A 20509-nucleotide genomic window follows, 5' to 3' on the forward strand; every position below is an offset into this window, starting at 1 on the left:
GAGCGTAGCTCGCCCGTGGGTCGCTGTGCATGCAGCGAAGCGTAATGCGCAGCGGGGTGGGGTGACGCTCTCTCCCCATTGAGCGGTACCCGTGTGGAGAGATCACCCCACCCCGCTCGCGCTACGCGCGATCGATCCTCCCCTCCAGGGGAGGGTGGCAGCGGCGTGAGCCGCGAGACTGTCAACTCAACCAGAACTTCGGCGTCGCGGGCTCCAGCCGACCGCCGACGCGCACCGGTGCGATGCGCAAGGCGAGGCCCGTTGCGTCGTCCGTTTCCACGGCGACGGCGCTGAGCGTTGCAGTGCCTGCGGCCGGCTCGAAGCGGCCCGACGGAATCCCCGTGGTGAACCGGCGCAGCGGCTCTTCCTTCTGCATGCCGATGATAGAGTCGTAATCGCCGGTCATGCCGGCATCGGTCATGTAGGCGGTGCCGCCTGTGAGGATCTGGTGGTCGGCGGTCGGCACATGGGTGTGGGTGCCGACGACGAGGCTGGCGCGACCATCGCAGAAGAAGCCGATGCCCTGCTTCTCGCTGCTCGCTTCGCAATGGAAGTCGACGACGATGGCGTCGGCGGCAACGCCGAGCGGGCAGGCACCCAGCTCGCGCTCGAGCGCGGCGAAGGGATCGTCGAACGGGGTCATGAAGACGCGGCCGAGGGCGTTGACGACGAGTGCATGCTTGCCGTTCTTGGTTTCGACCAAGGCGGCGCCGCGGCCGGGCGTGCCGCGCGGATAGTTCGCGGGCCGCACCAGGCGGTCGGCGCGCTCGATGAAGACGAGCGCCTCGCGCTGGTCCCAGGAGTGGTTGCCGAGCGTCACCGCATCGGCGCCGGCCTCGAGGAATTCCTGGTAGATCGCTTCCGTGATGCCGAAGCCGCCTGCCGAATTCTCGCCGTTGACCACGACGAAATCGAGCGACCAGTCCTTGACCATGCCGGGCAAATATTCGGCGACCGCCTCGCGCCCGCTACGGCCGACGACATCACCCACGAAGAGAATGCGCAACTTCAGAACTCCGGAAATCGAACACGTCCGATTCCGTTAGCACATAATCCAGCGACACGTCGTGCGATAGTGCCGGAACCGCCTCGATCTCCTGCGCTGCAAACGCAAGGCCGATGCCGACGATGTGCTTCGCTTTCCGCAAATGCGCGAAGGTGAAATCGTAATGGCCTGCGCCATAGCCGATGCGATGGCCGAGGCGGTCGAACGCGGCGAGCGGCGTCAGCATGATGTCGGGGATGACCTCGGCCGCTGCAGGCGACGGCTCGGGAATGCCGAGCGGGCCGAGCATCAGGCGGTCGTTCGGATGGAAGATGCGGAAGATCAGCGACTGGCCGCGCGCGGTGACGCACGGCAGCGCCAGCCTTGCGCCCTGCTCCGCAAGCATCTTCAAGAGCGGCATCGGATCGATCTCGCTGCGGATCGGCGAATAGCCGGAGACGATGCTGCCGGGCAGCAGCTCGAACGGCAGCCCGCGTTTGGCGAGTTTTGCGGCGGCGGCAGTGCGCTTCTTCTCACTCAGCGCCTCACGCTTGGCGAGGGCTTTGGCGCGGAGTTCGGATTTCGAGTTGGACATGTGCGTTTTCCCCCGAAGGCGGAGCCTTGCTCCGCCGTCATCGTCCGCGAATGCGGACGATCCAGTATTCCAGAGACTCCAGTGCAAGAACCTCGACGCCGCGGCGTACTGGATGCCCCGCCCCGTGCGCAATTGCGCACTCGGGGGGCATGACACCGACCTTAAGCTGAACCGCACGCGTGTCGGGGACGCAATTCGACAGGCACGAACCAGAAGGAAAAAACAGTGCGAAGCCGCGTACGCCGTTGAAGCACTCGATCCCGGAGTTCCCTACGAAAGTAGGTGGGCACCATATGTCCGGGCCCACGGGCCCGGCCAGGGACAGTTCCCTAAAGGATCGATAAGGCCCCGGGGATTATATGGCTCCTGACGCACGTCGCAGCCTCGCTCAGGCAATCTAACAACGATACTGCCGAATCGCCAGCCCGGCCGAAGGCCTCGCTTTCACGGCCCTCACGGTGCCACCCTCCCCTGGAGGGTAGGGCTATCGCATATGGCCGAGGGTGGAGAGAAGGAAGTCATTATTCCATCTGGCTTGGAGCATTTTATGGCTGATGCGCGCAGGACCGGGGGTTGCCTGCAGCGTATTGATGGCCAGCTTGCGGATGAGGGCGAGATTTTCCGCAGCGTGATCCTTGCGGCTGCGGCAGGCATCCTCATCGAACAGAACGTCGAGGACCCAGTGCAGGTTGTTCTCGATGCTCCAGTGGGTACGCACGACCTCGAGCAGCTTTTTGGCCGACAGCAGGCGCGAGGCCAGGAAGTATCGGACCGTATGCTTGGCGGTCTTGCCAGAGTTGGCGCGCCAACTGTCGATGCGAGCGACGGCGGCGATAGCGGGGAAGTCATATTGCTTCGCCAACTGTGGCGCCGGCGCGACGATGGCCTGCCGGCGCTCGACGCGGCCGTGCGCGGCGGCCTTCCGTTGACTCGCCCGTGCGGGCTTTCGGGCTGTGTCGATCAGCGTCTTGACGGCCTTGAAGAGCCGGCCACGGTTGCTCTTGATGGCCAACACGTAGTGCCCCTTCCGGTCGCGGATGGCCTGTGCGGTGTCGGGCCGGCAATGCAAGGCGTCGGCGGTGACAAGAGCCCCGTCCAGATCGAGCAGCGCCAGGACTTCGAGAGCCCCGGCAACCTCGTTGCGATTGGGAGCCTTCCGCTGAGCCAACGCCATGCGAGTGCCGGCCGCCCAGACATTGACCATATGCAGTGGCGTGGCCTGCCGGCCACGCGTGAAGGCTCCGCGCAGAGCCTTGCCGTCGATGCTGACCACCCCCTTGATGCCGAAGCTCTTGCTGAACTTGCGCAAAACCGCTTCCAGACCCTTCGGGTCCAACGCACGGAAGACGTTGCTGAACGTATCGTGGCTCGGAATGCCGTGCCTGAGCTCCAGAAATCGCCGCAACAGCTCCTCGCGGCCTTGGCCAAAGAACTCGAACTCGGTGCAGGTCTTGGCGCCAGCCAGCGTGGCTGCCAATGCAATGACAAGGACATCCACCAGATCGTGTCGGGTGTTGCTGGCGCGCGGATCCTTGAGCGGTCGAAACAGGCGCTTGAGCTTGCGCATTCAGGGCTCCCTCGAGAAGCGAGAGACACCCTAAGAATCCAGTTCCAACCCCTTTGCAATACCCCTCTAGCGCCATATGCGATTCCCCTACCCTGGAGGGGGAGGGTAGGCGCGCGGACACATCGAGCAAACCAGCTACGCTCCGTGGGCGCTACCCGATCGCAATCCCGTTGCCGACGGTGCGGTTCAGCACCTGGGTCGACTTCTCGATGCGTTCGGCGGCGGCGTTCAGTGCGTTGACCACGGCAGTCTGCGTCATCCTGGCGCGCTCGACAGCGGCGTTGCGGAAATCCCGGAGCTCGGTCAGCTCCTGCTCGAGGGTTCGGACACGGTTGCTGGTGTCGATCAATTCGTCGCACACGGTCAGCGCCGCCATCACCGTGAGGCGCGCATCGCCGATTTCGCCGAATTTTCCCCGCAGCGACTGGATGCGTGTCTCCAGGGTTTCGGCGAGCTTGAGCAGCCGCACCTCCTGGCCCTCCTCGCAGGCCATGCGGTATTGCCGGCCGTTGATGGTGACGTTGATGTGGCTCATCCGTCCTCTCCGGTATCGAGCACCGAGCGTATCGTGACGATTGCGGAATCCAGCCGGTCAGAGATCTCGCGATTGGCGCGCTCGAGCTTGCGCGCCTTCACCAGTGCGCCGTCGAGCTCGTCGGCAAGGCGCGAGCGATCCGCGCCGAGCGCCTGAATCCGCGCTGCGAGCTCGTTCTCGTCGCGATCGGCATCGCGCCGCCGCTCGACCGCGCTTTCGAGCGCGTCGAGCGCCGCCATCAGCCTGCGGGTCGCAATCTCGATCTCGACGGCGGATGACTCCGTCATGGCAGAGCTGTTGGACACGCGATCGTTCATGCAGTCAGCGGCGGAACCTGTGGCCTTTGCCCAGTGGCCTTTCCCTGGAGCTTGCCGTCCGGCAAAAGACTCGGTTCGGCAAGCGGTTAGAAGCAGAAATTTACGTGGCAAGCTAGCCCAGCGCAACAACGCCGCGAAACTATGCACCGATAGATCAGGAGGAGGCGTCCTGATCCGTCGGTTCTCCCGGCGCGGTCCCGGCGGAACACCGATCTCCACACTGGCACTTTTACGGCCAAACCCACGTTTGATTGCCTTGGACTCCCGAAACCGAGATGCTATCCAGCCCCGGCTCCCGTGGCCGCTAGGCTCGACCCCGCGCGGCGTGCACGGCCATCAAGCACCTCATTTCAGACGGATTTTCATCATGATGCAGCTCGATGCCACCCGTATGGCGAATACGCAGGTCGATCACACCCGTATGGCCAACGCTATCCGCGGGCTCTCGATGGACGCCGTCGAGAAGGCCAAATCGGGCCATCCCGGCCTGCCGATGGGCGCCGCCGATATCGCCACGGTGCTGTTCACGCAGTTCCTGAAATTCGACGCGTCCGCGCCGGCCTGGCCCGACCGCGACCGCTTCGTGCTCTCGGCCGGCCACGGCTCGATGCTGCTCTATTCGCTGCTGTATCTGACCGGCAATTCCGAGATGACGCTGGACCAGATCAAGCAGTTCCGCCAGGTCGACTCGCGGACCCCCGGACATCCCGAGAATTTCCGCACCCGCGGTGTCGAGACCACCACCGGGCCGCTCGGCCAGGGCATCTCGACCGCCGTCGGCATGGCGCTCGCCGAGAAGATGCTCGCCGCCGAGTTCGGCAAGAAGATCGTCGATCACCACACCTATGTGCTCGCCTCCGACGGCGACCTGATGGAAGGCGTGTCGCAGGAAGCGATCGCGATGGCCGGGCACTGGAAGCTCAACAAGCTGATCGTGCTCTACGACGACAACGGCATCTCGATCGACGGCCCGACCTCGATCGCCGATTCCGTCGACCAGGTGAAGCGCTTCAAAGCGGCGGGCTGGGCTGCCGAGAAGATCGACGGCCAGGACCAGGCCGCGATCGCCGACGCCATCACGCGCGCCAAGAAATCGAACAAGCCGACGCTGATTGCCTGCCGCACCACCATCGGTTTCGGCGCGCCACACAAGGCCGGCACGGCGAAGGTGCATGGCGAGGCATTAGGGGCCGACGAGCTCAAGGCTGCCAAGGAAAATCTCGGCATCTCGCTCGAGCCGTTCTCCGTGCCTGACGACGTGTTGAAGGCGTGGCGCGCAGCCGGCAGCCGCGGTGCTGTGGCGCGGCAGGAATGGGAAGCACGGATCAGTGAACTCGGCAGCCGCAAGCGCGCCGAGTTCGAGCGCCGCCTGCGCCATGAACGTCCGGCATCGCTGGCAAAAGCGCTGCGCGCGCACAAGAAGGAGCTGCTCGAGAAGCCGCTGACGGCGGCGACGCGCAAATCATCGGAGGCTGCGATCGAGGCGATCGCCGCCGCGATGCCGATGGAGTTTCTCGCCGGCTCGGCCGACCTCACCGGCTCCAACAACAACAAGGCGAAGTCGGCGACCGCCTTCTCGGCCAAGACGCCGAAGGGCCGCTTCATCCATTACGGCATCCGCGAGCACGGCATGGCCGCCGCGATGAACGGCATCTTCCTGCACGGCGGCTTCGCGCCGAACGGCGCGACGTTCCTGGTGTTCACCGACTACGCGCGCCCGGCGATGCGCCTTGCCGCGCTGATGGGTGCCGGCGTCGTCTACGTGATGACCCACGACTCCATCGGCCTCGGCGAGGACGGCCCGACCCATCAGCCGGTCGAGCATCTCGCCGCGCTTCGCGCCATTCCCAACATGCGCGTGTTCCGTCCCTGCGATGCCATCGAGGTCGCCGAGTGCTGGGAGCTCGCGCTCAACCGTTTGGACGGACCGACCGTGCTGGCGCTGACGCGGCAGAACCTGCCGCAGCTGCGGACCACCGCACCGAACGACAATCCCTGTGCCGCCGGCGCCTATGAGCTGGTCCCGGCCCAGGGCGAAGCCAAGGTGACGCTGTTCGCTTCCGGCTCCGAAGTCGAGATCGCGGTCGCGGCCCAGAAGCAGCTCGCGGAACGCGGCATCGCGTCACGCGTTGTCTCTGTTCCCTCGCTCGAGCTGTTGTTAGCGCAACCAGAGGCGAAACGCGCTGCAATCATCGGCAACGCGCCGGTCAAGATTGCGATCGAGGCCGCCGTGCGCTGGGGCTGGGATGCCGTGATCGGCCAGGATGGCGAGTTCATCGGCATGCATTCCTTCGGCGAAAGCGGTCCTGCCAAGGAGCTTTACAAGCATTTCGGCATTACCGCCGAGGCCGCGGTTAACGCTGTGCTGAAGCGCGTTTCCTGAGAGTTGAGCTTGCCGCAAAAAAGGACTACGTAATCTCCCATATGATCAAGCACCGCCCGGCCGAACCGGGCGTCCGCCCCTAAAAAACCTCGCAGGCGCGCCAACCGCGCGCTGTGCGGGATGACAACGGTCATTGAAGGAGATGAAACATGGCAGTCCGCGTCGGAATTAACGGCTTTGGCCGCATCGGCCGCAACGTCCTGCGGGCTATCGCCGAGTCAGGCCGCAAGGACATCGAGGTCGTCGGCATCAACGATCTCGGCCCGGTCGAGACCAACGCCCATCTCCTCCGCTACGACAGCGTCCATGGCCGTTTCCCCGGCACCGTCACTGTCGAGGGTGACTCGATCAGCCTCGGCAACAGCAAGATCAAGGTGACCGCCGAACGCGATCCGTCGAAGCTGCCCTGGAAGGATCTCGGCGTCGACATCGCGCTGGAATGCACCGGCATCTTCACCTCGAAAGACAAGGCCTCCGCGCATCTGACCGCCGGCGCCAAGCGCGTGCTGGTCTCCGCGCCCGCCGACGGCGCCGATGCCACCATCGTCTACGGCGTCAATCACGAGACGCTGACCAAGGATCATCTGGTCGTCTCCAACGGAAGCTGCACCACCAACTGCCTCGCGCCGGTCGCCAAGGTGCTGAACGACCTCGTCGGCATCGAGACCGGCTTCATGACCACGATCCACGCTTACACCGGCGACCAGCCGACGCTGGACACGCTGCACAAGGATCTCTACCGCGGCCGCGCGGCTGCGATGTCGATGATCCCGACCTCGACCGGTGCTGCGAAAGCGATCGGCCTCGTGCTGCCCGAGCTGAAGGGCAAGCTCGACGGCGTCGCGATCCGCGTGCCGACCCCGAACGTCTCGGTGGTTGACCTCAAGATCGTCGCCAAGCGCGCCACCGACGCCAAGGAGATCAACGCGGCGATGAAGCGCGCCAGCGAGCAGCAGCTCAAGGGCATCCTCGGCTACACCAGTGCGCCGAACGTCTCGATCGACTTCAACCACGACCCACACTCGTCCACGTTCCACGAGGACCAGACCAAGGTGCAGAACGGCACGCTGGTGCGCGTGATGTCCTGGTACGACAACGAGTGGGGCTTCTCGAACCGCATGGCGGACACCGCCGTCGCGATGAGCAAGGTGCTCTGAGGGAAGCGTCATGCTTCCTGCCTGGATCGGCATCCCTGGCGTCATCCTGCTGATCGCGTTGATCGCCTACGGATTTCGCCAGGGCAGCAAGGTTACGACCAGCAGGAGGGCAATCCACCCGAGCGCGACGCGCCGTAACGTCCCCAGCTAACGAGTGATCAGGACATGGCCAAGTTCCGCACCCTCGACGACGTCGACGTGAAGGGCAAACGCGTATTGCTGCGCGTCGACCTCAACGTGCCCATGGAGAACGGACGCGTCACCGACGCGACACGGCTCGAGCGCGTCGCGCCGACCATCAGCGAAATCTCGGATAAGGGCGGCAAGGTCATCCTGCTCGCGCATTTCGGCCGGCCGAAAGGGCGCGATGCCAAGGACTCGCTCAAGCCCGTCGCCGAGGCGCTCGCGAGGGTCGTGAAGAAGCCCGTCGCCTTCGCCGAGGATTGCATCGGCGAACAAGCAGCGAAGGCCGTGGCTGGCTTGAAGGACGGCGACATCCTGTGCCTGGAAAACACTCGCTTCCACAAGGAAGAGGAAAAGAACGATCCCGCCTTCGTCGCGGAGCTCGCAAAGCTCGGCGACATCTGGGTCAATGACGCCTTCTCGGCCGCGCACCGCGCCCACGCCTCGACCGAAGGCCTCGGCCACAAGCTGCCGGCCTATGCCGGCCGCACCATGCAGGCCGAGCTCGATGCGCTGGAGAAGGCGCTGGGGTCGCCGACCAAGCCTGTGATCGCGATCATCGGCGGCGCAAAAGTCTCGACCAAGATCGACCTGCTCGAGAACCTCGTCACCAAGGTCGATGCGCTCGTGATCGGCGGCGGCATGGCCAACACCTTCCTGCACGCGCAAGGCGTTGCGGTCGGCAAGTCGCTGGCCGAGAAGGATCTCGCCGCCACTGCGCTGCGCATCATGGAGAAGGCGAGCGCCGCCAACTGCGCCATCATCCTCCCCGTCGACGCCACCGTCGCCTATCATTTCGCGGCCAACGCGCCCTCGCATGCTTACGGCCTTGATGCGATCCCGGCCGACGGCATGATCCTCGACGTCGGCCCGCAATCGGTCGCGCGCGTTCACGCCGCGATCGACGATGCGGCGACGCTGGTCTGGAACGGACCGCTCGGGGCCTTCGAGATGCAGCCGTTCGACCGCGGCACGGTCGCGGCCGCCAAGCACGCCGCCGAGCGCACCAAGGCGAAGAAGCTGATCTCGATCGCCGGCGGCGGCGACACCGTCGCGGCACTCAACCAAGCCCATGTGGCCGGTGACTTCACCTATGTCTCCACCGCCGGCGGCGCGTTCCTTGAATGGATGGAAGGCAAGCCCCTGCCCGGCGTCGAAGTTCTGCGCATCAAGTAATCAAGCGGCCTTGCAGGCCCCAACGGGAGAAAAAGACAGATGGCTCGGATCACGTTACGTCAACTGCTCGACCACGCGGCGGAGAACGATTACGGCGTACCGGCCTTCAACATCAACAACATGGAGCAGGCGCTGGCGATCATGGACGCGGCCAACCAGGTCGATGCCCCCGTCATCATCCAGGCCTCGCGCGGCGCGCGCTCCTACGCCAACGACGTCATGCTCAAGCACATGATGGATGCGGTCACCGAGATCTATCCGCACATTCCGGTCTGCGTGCATCTCGACCACGGCAACGAGCCGGCGACCTGCATGACCGCGATCCAGGCCGGCTTCACCTCTGTCATGATGGACGGCTCGCTCAAGGCCGACGGCAAGACACCCGGCGACTGGGGCTACAATGTCGGCGTCACCAAGACCGTGACCGACATGGCCCATCTCGGCGGCATCTCGGTCGAAGGCGAGCTCGGCGTGCTCGGCTCGCTCGAAACCGGCATGGGCGACAAGGAAGACGGCCACGGCGCCGAAGGCAAGCTCAGCCACGACCAGCTGCTGACCAATCCGGACGAGGCCGTGAAGTTCGTCAAGGAGACCAAGGTCGACGCGCTCGCGATCGCGATGGGGACGTCACACGGTGCTTACAAATTTACCCGCAAGCCCGACGGCGACATCCTCGCCATGAACGTGATCGAGGAAATCCATCGCAAGCTGCCTAACACGCATCTCGTCATGCACGGCTCATCCTCGGTGCCGCAGGAGCTGCAGGACATCATCAACGCCTATGGCGGCAAGATGAAGCCGACCTGGGGCGTGCCGGTGAGCGAGATCCAGCGCGGCATCAAGAACGGCGTGCGCAAGATCAACATCGACACCGACAACCGCATGGCGATGACTGGCCAGATCCGGAAAGTGCTCAAGGACAGCCCGGAAGAGTTCGATCCGCGCAAGTACCTGAAGCCGGCGATGGAAGCCATGACCAAGCTGTGCAAGCAGCGCCTGCAGGAGTTCAATACCGCAGGCCAGGCCTCCAAGATCAAGAAGGTGCTGACCACGGCCGAGATGGCCAAGCGCTACGCCAAGGGCGAGCTCGATCCCCGCGTCGCCTAAAGCGATCGCGTGGTGGCGTAAGGCCGACACCGCCCTGTCTTCCCCCTCGCCCCGCTTGCGGGGAGAGGGTTAGGGTGAGGGGGAGTCTCCCCGGGGGCGCTAGCAGACGGACTCGCGGAGAGTCCCCCTCACCCGGATTTTACGCTACGCGCAAAATCTCGCCTCTCCCCGCAAGCGGGGAGAGGCGAAGAACCCGCCTCCCCCTTTACCCTGCGACGAACGTTAACTCGGCAATTGCCCGAGAACGGTCTATTTTCACGGGCAAGGGCAGAATCGTTTTGGGAGGACCTCTCGATGAATCTGACTGAGCTCAACAGGATCGCGACCGCCATGGCCGCCCCCGGCAAGGGCATCCTTGCCGCCGACGAATCCTCCGGCACCATCAAGAAGCGCTTTGACGCGATCGGCGTGGAGTCGACGGAAGAGAACCGCCGCGACTATCGCGAGATGCTGTTTCGCTCCAAGGACGCCATGAGCCAATACATCTCGGGTGTGATTCTCTATGACGAGACGATCTGGCAGGATGCCAAGGACGGCACGCCGCTGATCAAGCTGATCGAGCAGAGCGGCGCCATTCCCGGCATCAAGGTCGACGAAGGCACGCAAGCCCTGCCGATGTGCCCGGGCGAGCTCGTGACCGTCGGGCTCGACAAGCTCGCCGAACGCCTGAAGAAATATTATGAGCGCGGCGCGCGCTTCGCCAAATGGCGCGCGGTGATCGACATCGGCAGCGGCATCCCATCGATGACCGCGATCAGCGTCAACGCCCACGCGCTGGCGCGCTACGCCGCGCTGTGCCAGGCCGCACAGATCGTGCCGATCGTCGAGCCGGAAGTGCTGATGGACGGCGACCACGACCTCGATCGCTGCTACGAGGTGACGCAACGCGTGCTCAACAAAACGTTCCAGGAATTGCGCGAGCAGCGCGTGGCGCTCGAGGGCATGGTGCTGAAGCCGAACATGGCGATCTCAGGCAAGAAATGTCCGAAGCAGGCCTCTGTCGACGAGGTCGCGGAGAAGACAATCCGGCTGCTGAAGGCCTGCGTGCCGGCGGCGGTGCCCGGCATCGCCTTCCTTTCCGGCGGCCAGTCCGACGAGGAGGCAACCGCGCATCTCAACGCCATGCACAAGCTCGGCGCATTACCCTGGAGCCTGACCTTCTCCTACGGCCGCGCGCTGCAGGCCGCGCCGCAGAAGGCCTGGTCCGGCAAGGCCGAGAATGTCGCGGCCGGCCAGCGCGCCTTCAGCCATCGCGCACGGATGAACGGCCTTGCGTCCAAGGGCGAATGGCAAAGCAGCCTGGAACAGAAGGCAGCCTAGATCTTGTCGAACAAACCGCCTCCGCCGCGCCCGGCGCCGCGTCTCTATCTCGCGACGCCTGTGGTCGATGATCCCGCTGCGCTCGTCGCCGAGCTGCCGGGCCTGCTAGCCTCCGCCGATGTTGCCGCCGTGCTGCTGCGGCTGAAGGAAACCGATCAGCGCACCATGATCTCGCGCATCAAGGCGTTGGCGCCGCCGGTGCAGAAGGCAGGCGCAGCACTCCTCGTCGACGGCCATCCCGAAATCGTCGCGCGCGGCGGCGCCGATGGCGCGCATCTCTCCGGGATCGCCGTCCTGGAGGAGGCGATGCCCTCGCTCAAGCCCGATCGCATCGCCGGCGTCGGGGGACTTGCCACACGCCACGATTCCATGAGCGCGGGCGAGATAGGCGCCGACTATGTGCTGTTCGGCGAGCCCGATGCGAAAGGCCAGCGGCCGTCATCTCAAGCGATCGCCGAACGGCTGGACTGGTGGGCCGAGCTGTTCGAGCCGCCCTGCGTCGGCTTTGCCACCTCGCTGCACGAGGCTCACGATTTCGCCGCCAGCGGCGCCGATTTCGTGCTGGTCGGCGACTTCATCTGGGCCGATCCGCGCGGGCCCAAGGCCGCGCTGATCGAAGTCGATGCTGCGATCAAGAAGGCCCATGCGACGGCGCCGGCTGGCCAAGATCCTGCTGGTCAGGAGCACGGCTAGCGCCCGACATGAAACTCCCATGCATCACCATGCTGGCCACGCTGCTGCTCACAGCGCCCGCGGCCGCGCAGCTCCAGATCGCTCCGCCGGCCACGACGCCGAGCGCACCCGCCGAAAAACCGAAGCCCAAGCCGCACACGATCACCAAAAAGAAGGAGGCCGCGCCCGCGCCGAAGCCTTCGGCCTCTCCCAAGCCGTCCCCTTCGCCCAAGCCGGCCGCGACCGTGATCCCGGCGCCGCCGACTGACGATCCCAATGTCGATCTGGTGTTCGGCGCCTATCAGCGCGGCCAGTACAAGACGGCATTCGAGCTCGCCACCGCCCGCGCACAAGCCGGCGATCCCAAGGCGATGACCATGCTCGGCGAACTCTATTCCAACGCTATGGGCATCCGGCGCGACTACGCCAAGGCAGCCGAATGGTACAAGCGCGCGGCGGATGCCGGCGACCGCGAGGCGATGTTCGCGCTCGCCATGCTGCGCATTTCGGGTCGCGGCGGCCCGGTCGACAAGAACGAGGCGGTCAAGCTGATGGCGTCCGCCGCCAAGCTCGGCGAGCCCAAGGCAGCCTACAACCTCGCCTTGCTCTATCTGGACGGCCAGACACTGCCGCAGGACGTCCGGCGCTCAGCGGAATTGCTGCGCCAGGCCGCCGATGCAGGCCTGCCCGAGGCGCAATACGCACTCGCGACCTTCTACAAGGAAGGCACCGGCGTACCGAAGGACCCCGAACGCGCAGTGCGGCTGCTCCAGGCAGCCTCGCTCGCCGACAATGTTGATGCCGAGGTCGAATATGCGATCGCGATGTTCAACGGCACCGGCACACCAAAGAACCAGCCGGCGGCCGTCGCGTTGCTCCGCAAGGCATCCCGCCAGGGCAGCGCGATCGCGCAGAACCGGCTGGCATGGGTGCTGATCAACGGCATTGGCACACAGACGGACAAGGTCGAGGGTTTCAAATGGCACTTGGTGGCGAAAACGAGCGGCAAGGGCGACCCTGAGCTCGACAAGCAGTTCTCCGAACTGCCGGCCGAGGACCGCTCCAAGGCCGAGGCCGCCGCCAGGAAGTGGCTCGGGACCAAATGACTTGACGCGGGCTCCCTCACGGGGCACCCAGTCCCTCAAACAGGCGCGGTTCTGCGCCAATCTCCCCGATCAAGACCAGAGCTCATGCTGTACTCCGCCACTATCAATGTCATGGTCAAGGCCGCGCGCCGCGCCGGCCGCAGCCTCAAGCGCGATCTCGGCGAGATCGAGCATCTCCAGGTCTCGCTGAAGGGGCCGGCGAATTTCGTCTCGCTCGCCGACAAGCGCGCCGAGGAGATCCTTTACCAAGATCTCGCCAAGGCCCGGCCCGGCTATGGCTTCATCGGCGAAGAGGGCGGCACCCGCGAGGGCACTGACAAGAGCCACACCTGGATCGTCGATCCGCTCGACGGCACCACCAACTTCCTGCACGGCATCCCACAATTCGCGATCTCGATCGGCCTCGCCCGCGAGGGTACCGTGATCGCCGGCGTGATCTACAACCCCGCCAATGACGAGCTCTATATCGCCGAGCGCGGCAAGGGCGCCTTCCTCAACGACCAGCGCCTGCGCGTCGCCGGCCGCCGCCAGCTCAATGAATGCGTGGTGGCCTGCGGCCTGCCTCATATCGGCCGCGGCGATCACGATGAATTCCGCCGCGAGATGACCGCGATCCAGGATCGCGTCGCGGGCCTCCGCCGCTTCGGCGCCGCCTCACTCGACCTCGCCTTCGTCGCCGCCGGCCGCCTCGACGGCTACTGGGAGCGGAATCTGTCGCCCTGGGACATCGCGGCCGGACAGATCATGGTCAAGGAAGCGGGCGGCACGGTGAGCGATATCGACACGCCCGGCGATGCGCTGACCACCGGACACGTCGTGTGCGGCAATGAGTACGTGCACGGGGAGCTGGTGAAGGTGTTGAGGAAGGTGGCTTAAGGTAAGAATCCAGCCCCACGCTGTCATCATTCGCGAAGGCAGATGATCCAGTTTCCAGAGACGTCGGTTGGACACGGATGACCAGGGACTACTGGCTGCCGGCCTGCGGTAATTTATATACCCGAGAAGTAAAGTCCGGCGACGGTGAGGGCAGCAAAGATTGCCCATGGACCGGCTTGGTCTCGCAAGACGCCGCCGCGACAGGCAAACGAAAGCGTTCCGGGGAGCCAGTACAGTATGATGAAAACCATGGACCGTATCCCGCCCCACTTGGCATAGGCGGGTTGCTTATCGATCGGCCTTCGCAAATCCCTCCAAACGTAGAGCGCGCCTGTAAGTAGGTAAGCGATCACGATCACGGCCACGATTCTCATAGATCTCTTATTCCTTCCAAATCCCTGCCGCGCCAGCGCTGTGGCTCGATCCACCGCGGCTAAGACTCGTCATCGTCGGACTCCTCGTCCCGGTACTCACCGCCGACGGTCAGGCCCTCGATCATGGTGGCGCCTCTTGACTTGATCACCCGGCGAAGCGGGACCGAGCTCTCGCTTCGCAAGGCCTCCATCAACTGCTCTGAGTGGGTGACGATCCAGATGTCGGCGCGGCCCGATGCCTTGACGATCAGCCGGGCCAACGGCGCCAGCAGCGACGGATGCAGGCTGGTCTCTGGTTCGTTCAGCGCGATGAACGGCGGCAGCCGATAGCCCATGAACACGGCGAGCAGGCAAATGTATTTCAGCGTGCCGTCGGACAGTTCATGCGCCCCAAACGGACGCGGCATATCCTCGAGTTGCAGATCGAATTCACACGAGCCGTTTCTTTCCCACGCGCGGAGCTCAGCGCCCGGGAAGGCATCCTGGATCGCGTCCCGCAAGTCGGTTGCGTCTTCCCTGATCGTATAGAGTGTCGCCAGGGCCGCGGCCAGGTCGCTTCCATCGGCACTGAGCGAGGGCGTCGTGATCGCGAGACAAGGCTTTCGTATCGGTGACGCCGGATCGGTGCGAAAGTCGTGATAGAAGCGCCAGCCCAGCATTGCGCTTCTGATCAAATCGATTTCAGGGCATTCCTTGCCGTTGAAGAAGCCCGCAAGCGCCGTCTCGGACGGCAGCACAGCATCCTTGTGGCTGCTCCATGCGCCGCTGTCGCTGCGGACGCTGACGAGCGCATACTTCCGCTCCATCAGCAGAACCGTTCGTTTGTCCTGCGTCGCTTCGATACTCTCTTCCTTGATCATCGGCTCGCCGGCAAACGCTGCCGCAATCGGGCTGGGAAATCCGATCTCAATAGAATATTTCAGGCGATCGAATCTGGCCGACAATCGCAGTCGTCCATCCTCGCCGCGTTTGCGGATGCCTGACCAGCAGACCGAATTCAGTCCGCCCTCCTCGGCGATCGTGCGCGTGATCCGCCCGGTCGCCGCGTCGCGCAACAGCGACAAGGACTTGTAGAGATTGGATTGGCCGACGCCATTTTCCCCCACGAAGACGGACAGGGGGTGAATTGGTAGGGAGAGCCGCCGGATCGAGCGATAGTTCGAGATCGCAATATCGGTCGGACGCATCAGGTGCTCTCAATCGGCAGGTGTGCATTCGCGCTGCAGTGCGAATGCACGTTCTTTCAATCCAGAGATGTAATCTGGATCGACGGACCCGAGAAGGCAAGCTCCGCTCGTCATTCCGGGGCGCGCCTCCGGCGCGAGCCCCGGAATGACAGTGTGCCCTATGGCTTCACTGGCGCAGGTGGCCCATACGCTTCAGCTTCCCGCGCCGCCTTCGGCTCGCGATCCCCCGCCAGCACGCGCTGCACCGAGACGAAGAACACCGGCACCATCAAAAGCGCCAGGATCACCACCGCGATCATGCCGCCCATCACGACGCTGCCGAGCGCCTGCTGACTGGCGCCACCGGCGCCGTGGGCGATCGCCATCGGCAGCACGCCGCAGATGAAGGCGAGGCCGGTCATCAGGATTGGGCGGAAGCGCAGGCGGCAGGCTTCGATAGTGGCTTCCACCAGCGGCTTGCCTTCTTTCCGCAGATCCTTGGCGAACTCGATGATCAGGATCGCGTCCTTGGCCGCAAGGCCGATGATGGTGATCAGGCCGACGGTGAAATAGACATCGTTGGGCAGGCTCCGCAGCGTCGCTGCGGCGACCGCGCCGACGATACCAAGCGGCACGGTCAGCAGCACGGCGAGCGGAATGGTCCAGCTCTCGTAGAGTGCGGCCAGGCACAGGAACACCACGAATACTGAGAGCGCTAGCAGGAACGGCGCCTGCGAGCCCGAGAGCTTCTCCTGGAGCGATTGTCCGGTCCATTCATAGCCGAAGCCGCGCGGCAATCGGTCGGCGAGCCGCTCCATCTCGGCGATGGCATCGCCCGAGGTGAAGCCGGGCCGGGCTTCACCGGAGATACGTACCGCCGGATAATAGTTGAAGCCGGCGATCTGCGTCGGCCCGCGCGCCCATTCCACCGTGGCAAAGGACGAGAACGGCACCAGCTGGCCGCGGCTGTTCTTGACGTTGTAGTTGAGGATGTCCTCGGTCCGCATGCGGTCGCGGGCGTCGGCCTGCACCACGACGCGCTGCATGCGGCCGCGATTCGGGAAGTCGTTGATGTAGTTCGAGCCGAGATTGGTCGAGATCGTGTTGTTGATGTCCTCGAAGGTGACGCCGAAGGCGCCGGCCTTCTCGCGATCGATCACGAGATTGACCACGCCCGACTCGGGCAGGCCTTCGATATAGACCTTCTGCAGCACCGGGCTCGCATTGGCCTCCGCGATCAGCTGGTCGGCGGCGCGCATCAATTGCTGATAGCCCTTCTGGCCGCGGTCCTGGAGGCGGAACGAGAAGCCGGATGAGTTGCCGAGATTGTCGATCGGCGGCGGCTGCAGCGCGGAGATCTTGGCATCGCGGAGCGATGAGAGATCGCGGTTGATGTCGTTGACGATCGCAGCGGCCGAGTCCTTCGGCCCACGCTCCGACCAGTCCTTCAAGGTGATAAAGGCCTGCGCGGTGTTCATGCCCTGGCCGGAGAAACTGAAGCCGGTGAGGAAGGTGACATCCTTCACGCCCGGCCGTGCGGCGAGATATTTCTCGACCTTCTCGATCACCGCCTCGGTGCGGGCATAGGACGAGTCCGACGGCGTCTGCACGTCGGTGGTGACGAAGCCCTGGTCGTCGACGGGCAAGAAGCCGCCGGGCAAATTGACGAAGGCCCAGGACAGGCCGACCAGCAGCGCGGCATAGACCAGCATCAAGCGGCCGGTGCGCTTGAGCGAGAACCCGACAGTGCGCGAATAGCGCTCCTTGCCGCCTTCGAGCATGCGGTTGAACCAGCCAAACACGCCCCGCCTGACATGACCGTGGCCCGCCGCGACGGGCTTGAGCAGGGTCGCACACAGCGCCGGTGTCAGCGACAGCGCCAGGAAGGCGGAGAAACCGATCGCCGCGACCATAGTGACGGAGAACTGGCGGTAGATGATGCCGACCGAGCCCGGGAAGAATGCCATCGGCACGAACACCGCCATCAGCACCAAGGTGATCCCGATGATGGCGCCAGTGATCTGCGACATGGCTTTCCGCGTCGCTTCCTTCGGCGAGAGGCCTTCCTCGGCCATGATGCGCTCGACGTTCTCGACCACGACGATGGCGTCGTCGACGAGGATGCCGACCGCGAGCACCATGCCGAACATCGAGAGCATGTTGATGGAGTAGCCGGCGAGCAGCAGCGTGGAACAGGCCCCTAGCAGCGCCACCGGCACCACGATGGTCGGAATGATGGTGTAGCGGATGTTCTGGAGGAACAGGAACATCACCACGAACACCAGCACCACGGCCTCGACCAGCGTCGACAGCACCTTCTTGATCGAGGCTTCGACCACGGGCGTGATGTTGTAGGGGATCTCGTAGGTGATGTTGGCCGGGAAGAAGCGCGACAGCTCCTTCATCTTGGCTTCGACCGCGCTCGCGGTTGCCAGCGCGTTGCCGGTCGGCGACATCAGCACCGACAGGCCTGCGGTCGGCTTGCCGTTGAGGCGCGTGTTGAATTGGTAGCTGAGGCCGCCGACCTCGATGCGCGCGACGTCGCGCAGGCGCACGGTCGAGCCATCGGCATTGGCGCGCAGGATGATAGCGCCGAACTCCTCCGGAGAGGAGAGCTGACCCTTGACCAGCACCAGTGCGGAGGTGCGCTGGCTCGACGTCGACGGCTCGGCACCAATGCTGCCCGAAGCGACCTGCGCGTTCTGCGCGGCGATCGCCTTGTTGATGTCGTCGGCGGTCAGGCCATAGCCGACGAGCTTGGCCGGATCGACCCAGACGCGAAGCGAGCGCTCGGTCGAATACAGCGTGGCGCGACCGACGCCGGGAATGCGGCGGATCTCGCCGAGCACGTTGCGGATCATGAAGTCGCCGAGGCCGACCTCATCGAGGCTGCCGTCGGTCGAGTTCAGGGTGATGATCTGAAGCACCGCGCTGGAGGCTTCCTCGATCAGGATGCCCTGCTGCATCACTGCGCGTGGCAGGCGGGCCTCGACGCGCTTGATGCGGTTCTGCACCTCCACCGAGGCGGCGCTGGTATCAGTGCCCGGCTGGAAATTGGCGATGATCTCGACCTGGCCGAGCGAGTCGCTGGTCGATTCGAAGTTGAGGATGTTGGCGGCGCCGTTGAGCTCCTCCTCGATCAGCCGCGTGACGCTGTTGTAGAGGTTTTCGGGCGAGGCGCCGGGATAGCTGGTCGAGACGGAGATCGAGGGCGGCGCGATGATCGGATATTGCGCGATCGGCAGCAGCGGCACCGCGATCGCACCGATCAAGCAGATGAACAGCGCGACCACCCAGGCGAAGATCGGCCTGTCGATGAAGAAGCTCGGCATAGCGCGTTACCGCGTGAGCTGCTGGGCGTGCCGGTTGTCCGCGGTTGCGTCCGCTTCCGACCAGGATTGCGGCTTGACCTTGTCGCCGGCCGCGAACTTCTGGAAGCCTTCGACCACGACCTTGTCACCGGCCTTCAGGCCTTCGGTGATGAACCAGAGTCCGTCCTGCACCGAGCCGGTGCGCACCGGCTGCACCGCGATGTGGTTGTCGTCCTTGACCACGAACACCTCGCTGCCGCCGCCGCCATTGCGCTGGATCGCCTGCTGCGGCACCGCGATCGCGTCGGAATCGAGACCCTGGTCGATGCGGACCCGGACATACATGCCGGGCAGCAGCTCGCGCTTGGGATTGGGGAACTCGCCACGCAACGTCACCTGCCCGGTGTGGGCATCGACCTTGGCGTCGGAGAACAGCAGCTTACCGTCGAGCGAATAGATGGTGTTGTCGTCAAGCACCAGGCGCACCTTGGCGGCATCCGCCGCAATGCGCTCGAGGTCGCCGGTCTCGAAGGCGCGGCGGAGTTGGTTGAGCTCGGTCACCGACTGGGTGAAGTCGGCATAGATCGGATCGAGCTGCTGGATGGTGGCGAGATTGGTCTCGTTCTGCACGGCGAGCGCGCCCTCGCTGACCAGCGCCGCACCGACAACGCCGTCGATAGGCGCGCGCACGGTAGCGTAGTCGAGATTGAGCTTTGCGCGCGCAAGCTCGGCCTTGCGTCCCTCGACCTCGGCCTGAGCCTGGCGTTCGGCGGCGATGGCCTTCTCGTTCTCGGCCTCCGGCGCGGCACGATCCTTAGTGAGCGCGGCAATGCGGCGTGCCTGCTGGTGCGCCTGCATCGCGGCGGCTTCGGCCTTTGCAAGCGCGGCCTCGTTGGCCATCACCTCGACCTCGAACGGGCGCGGATCGATGCGGTAAAGCGGATCGCCCGCCTTCACCTCGCTGCCCTGGCGGAACAGACGCTCGACCACGATGCCGGACACGCGCGGCCGCACGTCGGAGACCCGCGTCGGCGCGATGCGGCCCGGCAGCTCACGCACCACGGCGCGGGCTTGCGGCTTGACGACGACGATGCTGACGTCAGCCGCGGGCGGCTGGGCAGCGGACACGGCGGAGCTGGATTCGTCGCAAGCGCCCAGCAGCGGCGCAAGGGCCGCGAGCATCATTGCAACGCATGCCGATCGCGCACGAAGTCCTGACATGAAGTGGGGTGCCCCGGTGTTGTTGAACCTGATCACACCGCGCGGGCCCGTTCTGGGTCGTTACACGCGGCTAACGCCGTCAAAATAGAGTGGCACTGCTGCGACGCAACGCATGTTGCGGGCGGCTCATTGTCACACGGCCTATCCTGTTGAGTTCAGATGGCTTTTGTGGATTCACCTAATTGTGAGTCGAGTTCCATCGCTGCGTGCTGCGACGGAAAATCGCAATCACCGGCCTTCATGCGATAGTGGCTGACACCCCATTCGAGGTCTCCTCGCCATAGACCTTGGCGGTACCGCTCCAGCACCATTCGTTCTCGATCGCGAAGATATCGTCGAACTGCCTGACGAGGTGATGGCTCGGCATCAGCCGCCCGTGAAGACGTGCTGCGCGATCCAGTCGTCGCGGTTGGCCGGGTCGAACGATGAGAGCCGGAGCGCGGAAACGCTCTCATGCG

18 protein-coding genes and 1 other RNA gene are annotated in these 20509 nt (G+C 64.7%); 9 read left to right on the plus strand and 10 right to left on the minus strand.

Annotated features, from left to right (window positions below):
- Positions 1 to 181 precede the first annotated feature (181 nt).
- From P6U29_RS37215 to P6U29_RS37240, 6 genes are all read right to left on the minus strand, one after another.
- Positions 182 to 1006: a TIGR00282 family metallophosphoesterase gene (locus tag P6U29_RS37215; RefSeq protein WP_407115094.1), complete on the minus strand. Its 825-nt coding sequence runs from the start codon at positions 1004 to 1006 to the stop codon at positions 182 to 184.
- Positions 984 to 1580 carry a 5-formyltetrahydrofolate cyclo-ligase gene (locus tag P6U29_RS37220; protein ID WP_407115095.1) on the minus strand — a complete coding sequence of 199 codons (597 nt, stop codon included), beginning with the start codon at positions 1578 to 1580 and terminating at the stop codon, positions 984 to 986. The genes P6U29_RS37215 and P6U29_RS37220 overlap by 23 nt, the downstream gene beginning before the upstream one ends.
- A 226-nt stretch (positions 1581 to 1806) precedes the next feature.
- Positions 1807 to 1968, minus strand: a non-coding RNA gene (gene ssrS / locus P6U29_RS37225) — 6S RNA.
- A gap of 96 nt (positions 1969 to 2064) precedes the next feature.
- Positions 2065 to 3147, minus strand: coding sequence for an ISAs1 family transposase (locus P6U29_RS37230; protein ID WP_407113315.1), 1083 nt, complete (start codon positions 3145 to 3147; stop codon positions 2065 to 2067).
- Positions 3148 to 3298: 151 nt separating this feature from the next.
- A complete protein-coding gene (locus P6U29_RS37235) occupies positions 3299 to 3682 on the minus strand; it encodes a cell division protein ZapA (protein WP_061025095.1) in 384 nt (127 codons plus the stop codon).
- Positions 3679 to 3999 carry a DUF4164 domain-containing protein gene (locus P6U29_RS37240; RefSeq protein WP_407115096.1) on the minus strand — a complete coding sequence of 107 codons (321 nt, stop codon included), beginning with the start codon at positions 3997 to 3999 and terminating at the stop codon, positions 3679 to 3681. The genes P6U29_RS37235 and P6U29_RS37240 overlap by 4 nt, the downstream gene beginning before the upstream one ends.
- Positions 4000 to 4366: 367 nt before the next feature.
- On the opposite strand from P6U29_RS37240, the gene tkt reads away from it, so the two are divergent.
- The 9 genes from tkt to P6U29_RS37285 all read left to right on the plus strand — a co-directional run bounded on the left by tkt (position 4367) and on the right by P6U29_RS37285 (position 13979).
- On the plus strand, positions 4367 to 6382 hold the full coding sequence (gene tkt, locus P6U29_RS37245) for a transketolase (RefSeq protein WP_407115097.1): 2016 nt from the start codon (positions 4367 to 4369) through the stop codon (positions 6380 to 6382).
- 149 nt (positions 6383 to 6531) lie between these two features.
- The gene (gene gap, locus P6U29_RS37250; protein ID WP_407115098.1) at positions 6532 to 7539 is read left to right on the plus strand and encodes a type I glyceraldehyde-3-phosphate dehydrogenase; all 1008 of its coding nucleotides are present in this window, start codon (positions 6532 to 6534) and stop codon (positions 7537 to 7539) included.
- A 10-nt stretch (positions 7540 to 7549) separates the two neighbouring features.
- Positions 7550 to 7690: a hypothetical protein gene (locus tag P6U29_RS37255; protein WP_407115099.1), complete on the plus strand. Its 141-nt coding sequence runs from the start codon at positions 7550 to 7552 to the stop codon at positions 7688 to 7690.
- Positions 7691 to 7704: 14 nt separating this feature from the next.
- Positions 7705 to 8898, plus strand: coding sequence for a phosphoglycerate kinase (locus P6U29_RS37260; protein ID WP_407115100.1), 1194 nt, complete (start codon positions 7705 to 7707; stop codon positions 8896 to 8898).
- Between the two features lie 39 nt (positions 8899 to 8937).
- Positions 8938 to 10005: a class II fructose-bisphosphate aldolase gene (fba, locus tag P6U29_RS37265; protein ID WP_122405693.1), complete on the plus strand. Its 1068-nt coding sequence runs from the start codon at positions 8938 to 8940 to the stop codon at positions 10003 to 10005.
- 294 nt (positions 10006 to 10299) lie between these two features.
- Positions 10300 to 11325 (plus strand): class I fructose-bisphosphate aldolase, encoded by a 1026-nt coding sequence (locus tag P6U29_RS37270; RefSeq protein WP_407115101.1) that lies wholly within the window; start codon positions 10300 to 10302, stop codon positions 11323 to 11325.
- A gap of 3 nt (positions 11326 to 11328) precedes the next feature.
- Positions 11329 to 12018, plus strand: coding sequence for a thiamine phosphate synthase (locus P6U29_RS37275; protein ID WP_407115102.1), 690 nt, complete (start codon positions 11329 to 11331; stop codon positions 12016 to 12018).
- A gap of 8 nt (positions 12019 to 12026) precedes the next feature.
- Positions 12027 to 13103 carry a tetratricopeptide repeat protein gene (locus P6U29_RS37280; protein WP_407115103.1) on the plus strand — a complete coding sequence of 359 codons (1077 nt, stop codon included), beginning with the start codon at positions 12027 to 12029 and terminating at the stop codon, positions 13101 to 13103.
- 84 nt (positions 13104 to 13187) lie between these two features.
- Positions 13188 to 13979 (plus strand): inositol monophosphatase family protein, encoded by a 792-nt coding sequence (locus tag P6U29_RS37285; RefSeq protein WP_407115104.1) that lies wholly within the window; start codon positions 13188 to 13190, stop codon positions 13977 to 13979.
- A gap of 433 nt (positions 13980 to 14412) precedes the next feature.
- Here the strand turns inward: P6U29_RS37285 and P6U29_RS37290 are convergent, their stop codons facing one another.
- The 4 genes from P6U29_RS37290 to P6U29_RS37305 all read right to left on the minus strand — a co-directional run bounded on the left by P6U29_RS37290 (position 14413) and on the right by P6U29_RS37305 (position 20418).
- Positions 14413 to 15540: an AAA family ATPase gene (locus P6U29_RS37290; RefSeq protein ID WP_407115105.1), complete on the minus strand. Its 1128-nt coding sequence runs from the start codon at positions 15538 to 15540 to the stop codon at positions 14413 to 14415.
- A gap of 158 nt (positions 15541 to 15698) precedes the next feature.
- Positions 15699 to 18851, minus strand: a complete 3153-nt coding sequence (locus P6U29_RS37295) for a multidrug efflux RND transporter permease subunit (RefSeq protein WP_407115106.1) — start codon at positions 18849 to 18851, stop codon at positions 15699 to 15701.
- A 6-nt stretch (positions 18852 to 18857) separates the two neighbouring features.
- Positions 18858 to 20051 carry an efflux RND transporter periplasmic adaptor subunit gene (locus P6U29_RS37300; RefSeq protein ID WP_407115107.1) on the minus strand — a complete coding sequence of 398 codons (1194 nt, stop codon included), beginning with the start codon at positions 20049 to 20051 and terminating at the stop codon, positions 18858 to 18860.
- A 238-nt stretch (positions 20052 to 20289) separates the two neighbouring features.
- Positions 20290 to 20418, minus strand: a complete 129-nt coding sequence (locus P6U29_RS37305) for a hypothetical protein (protein ID WP_407115108.1) — start codon at positions 20416 to 20418, stop codon at positions 20290 to 20292.
- Positions 20419 to 20509: the final 91 nt, after the last annotated feature.

It is taken from the genome of Bradyrhizobium sp. LMG 9283, assembly GCF_045571415.1.
In the GTDB taxonomy this organism is placed as follows: Bacteria; Pseudomonadota; Alphaproteobacteria; order Rhizobiales; family Xanthobacteraceae; genus Bradyrhizobium.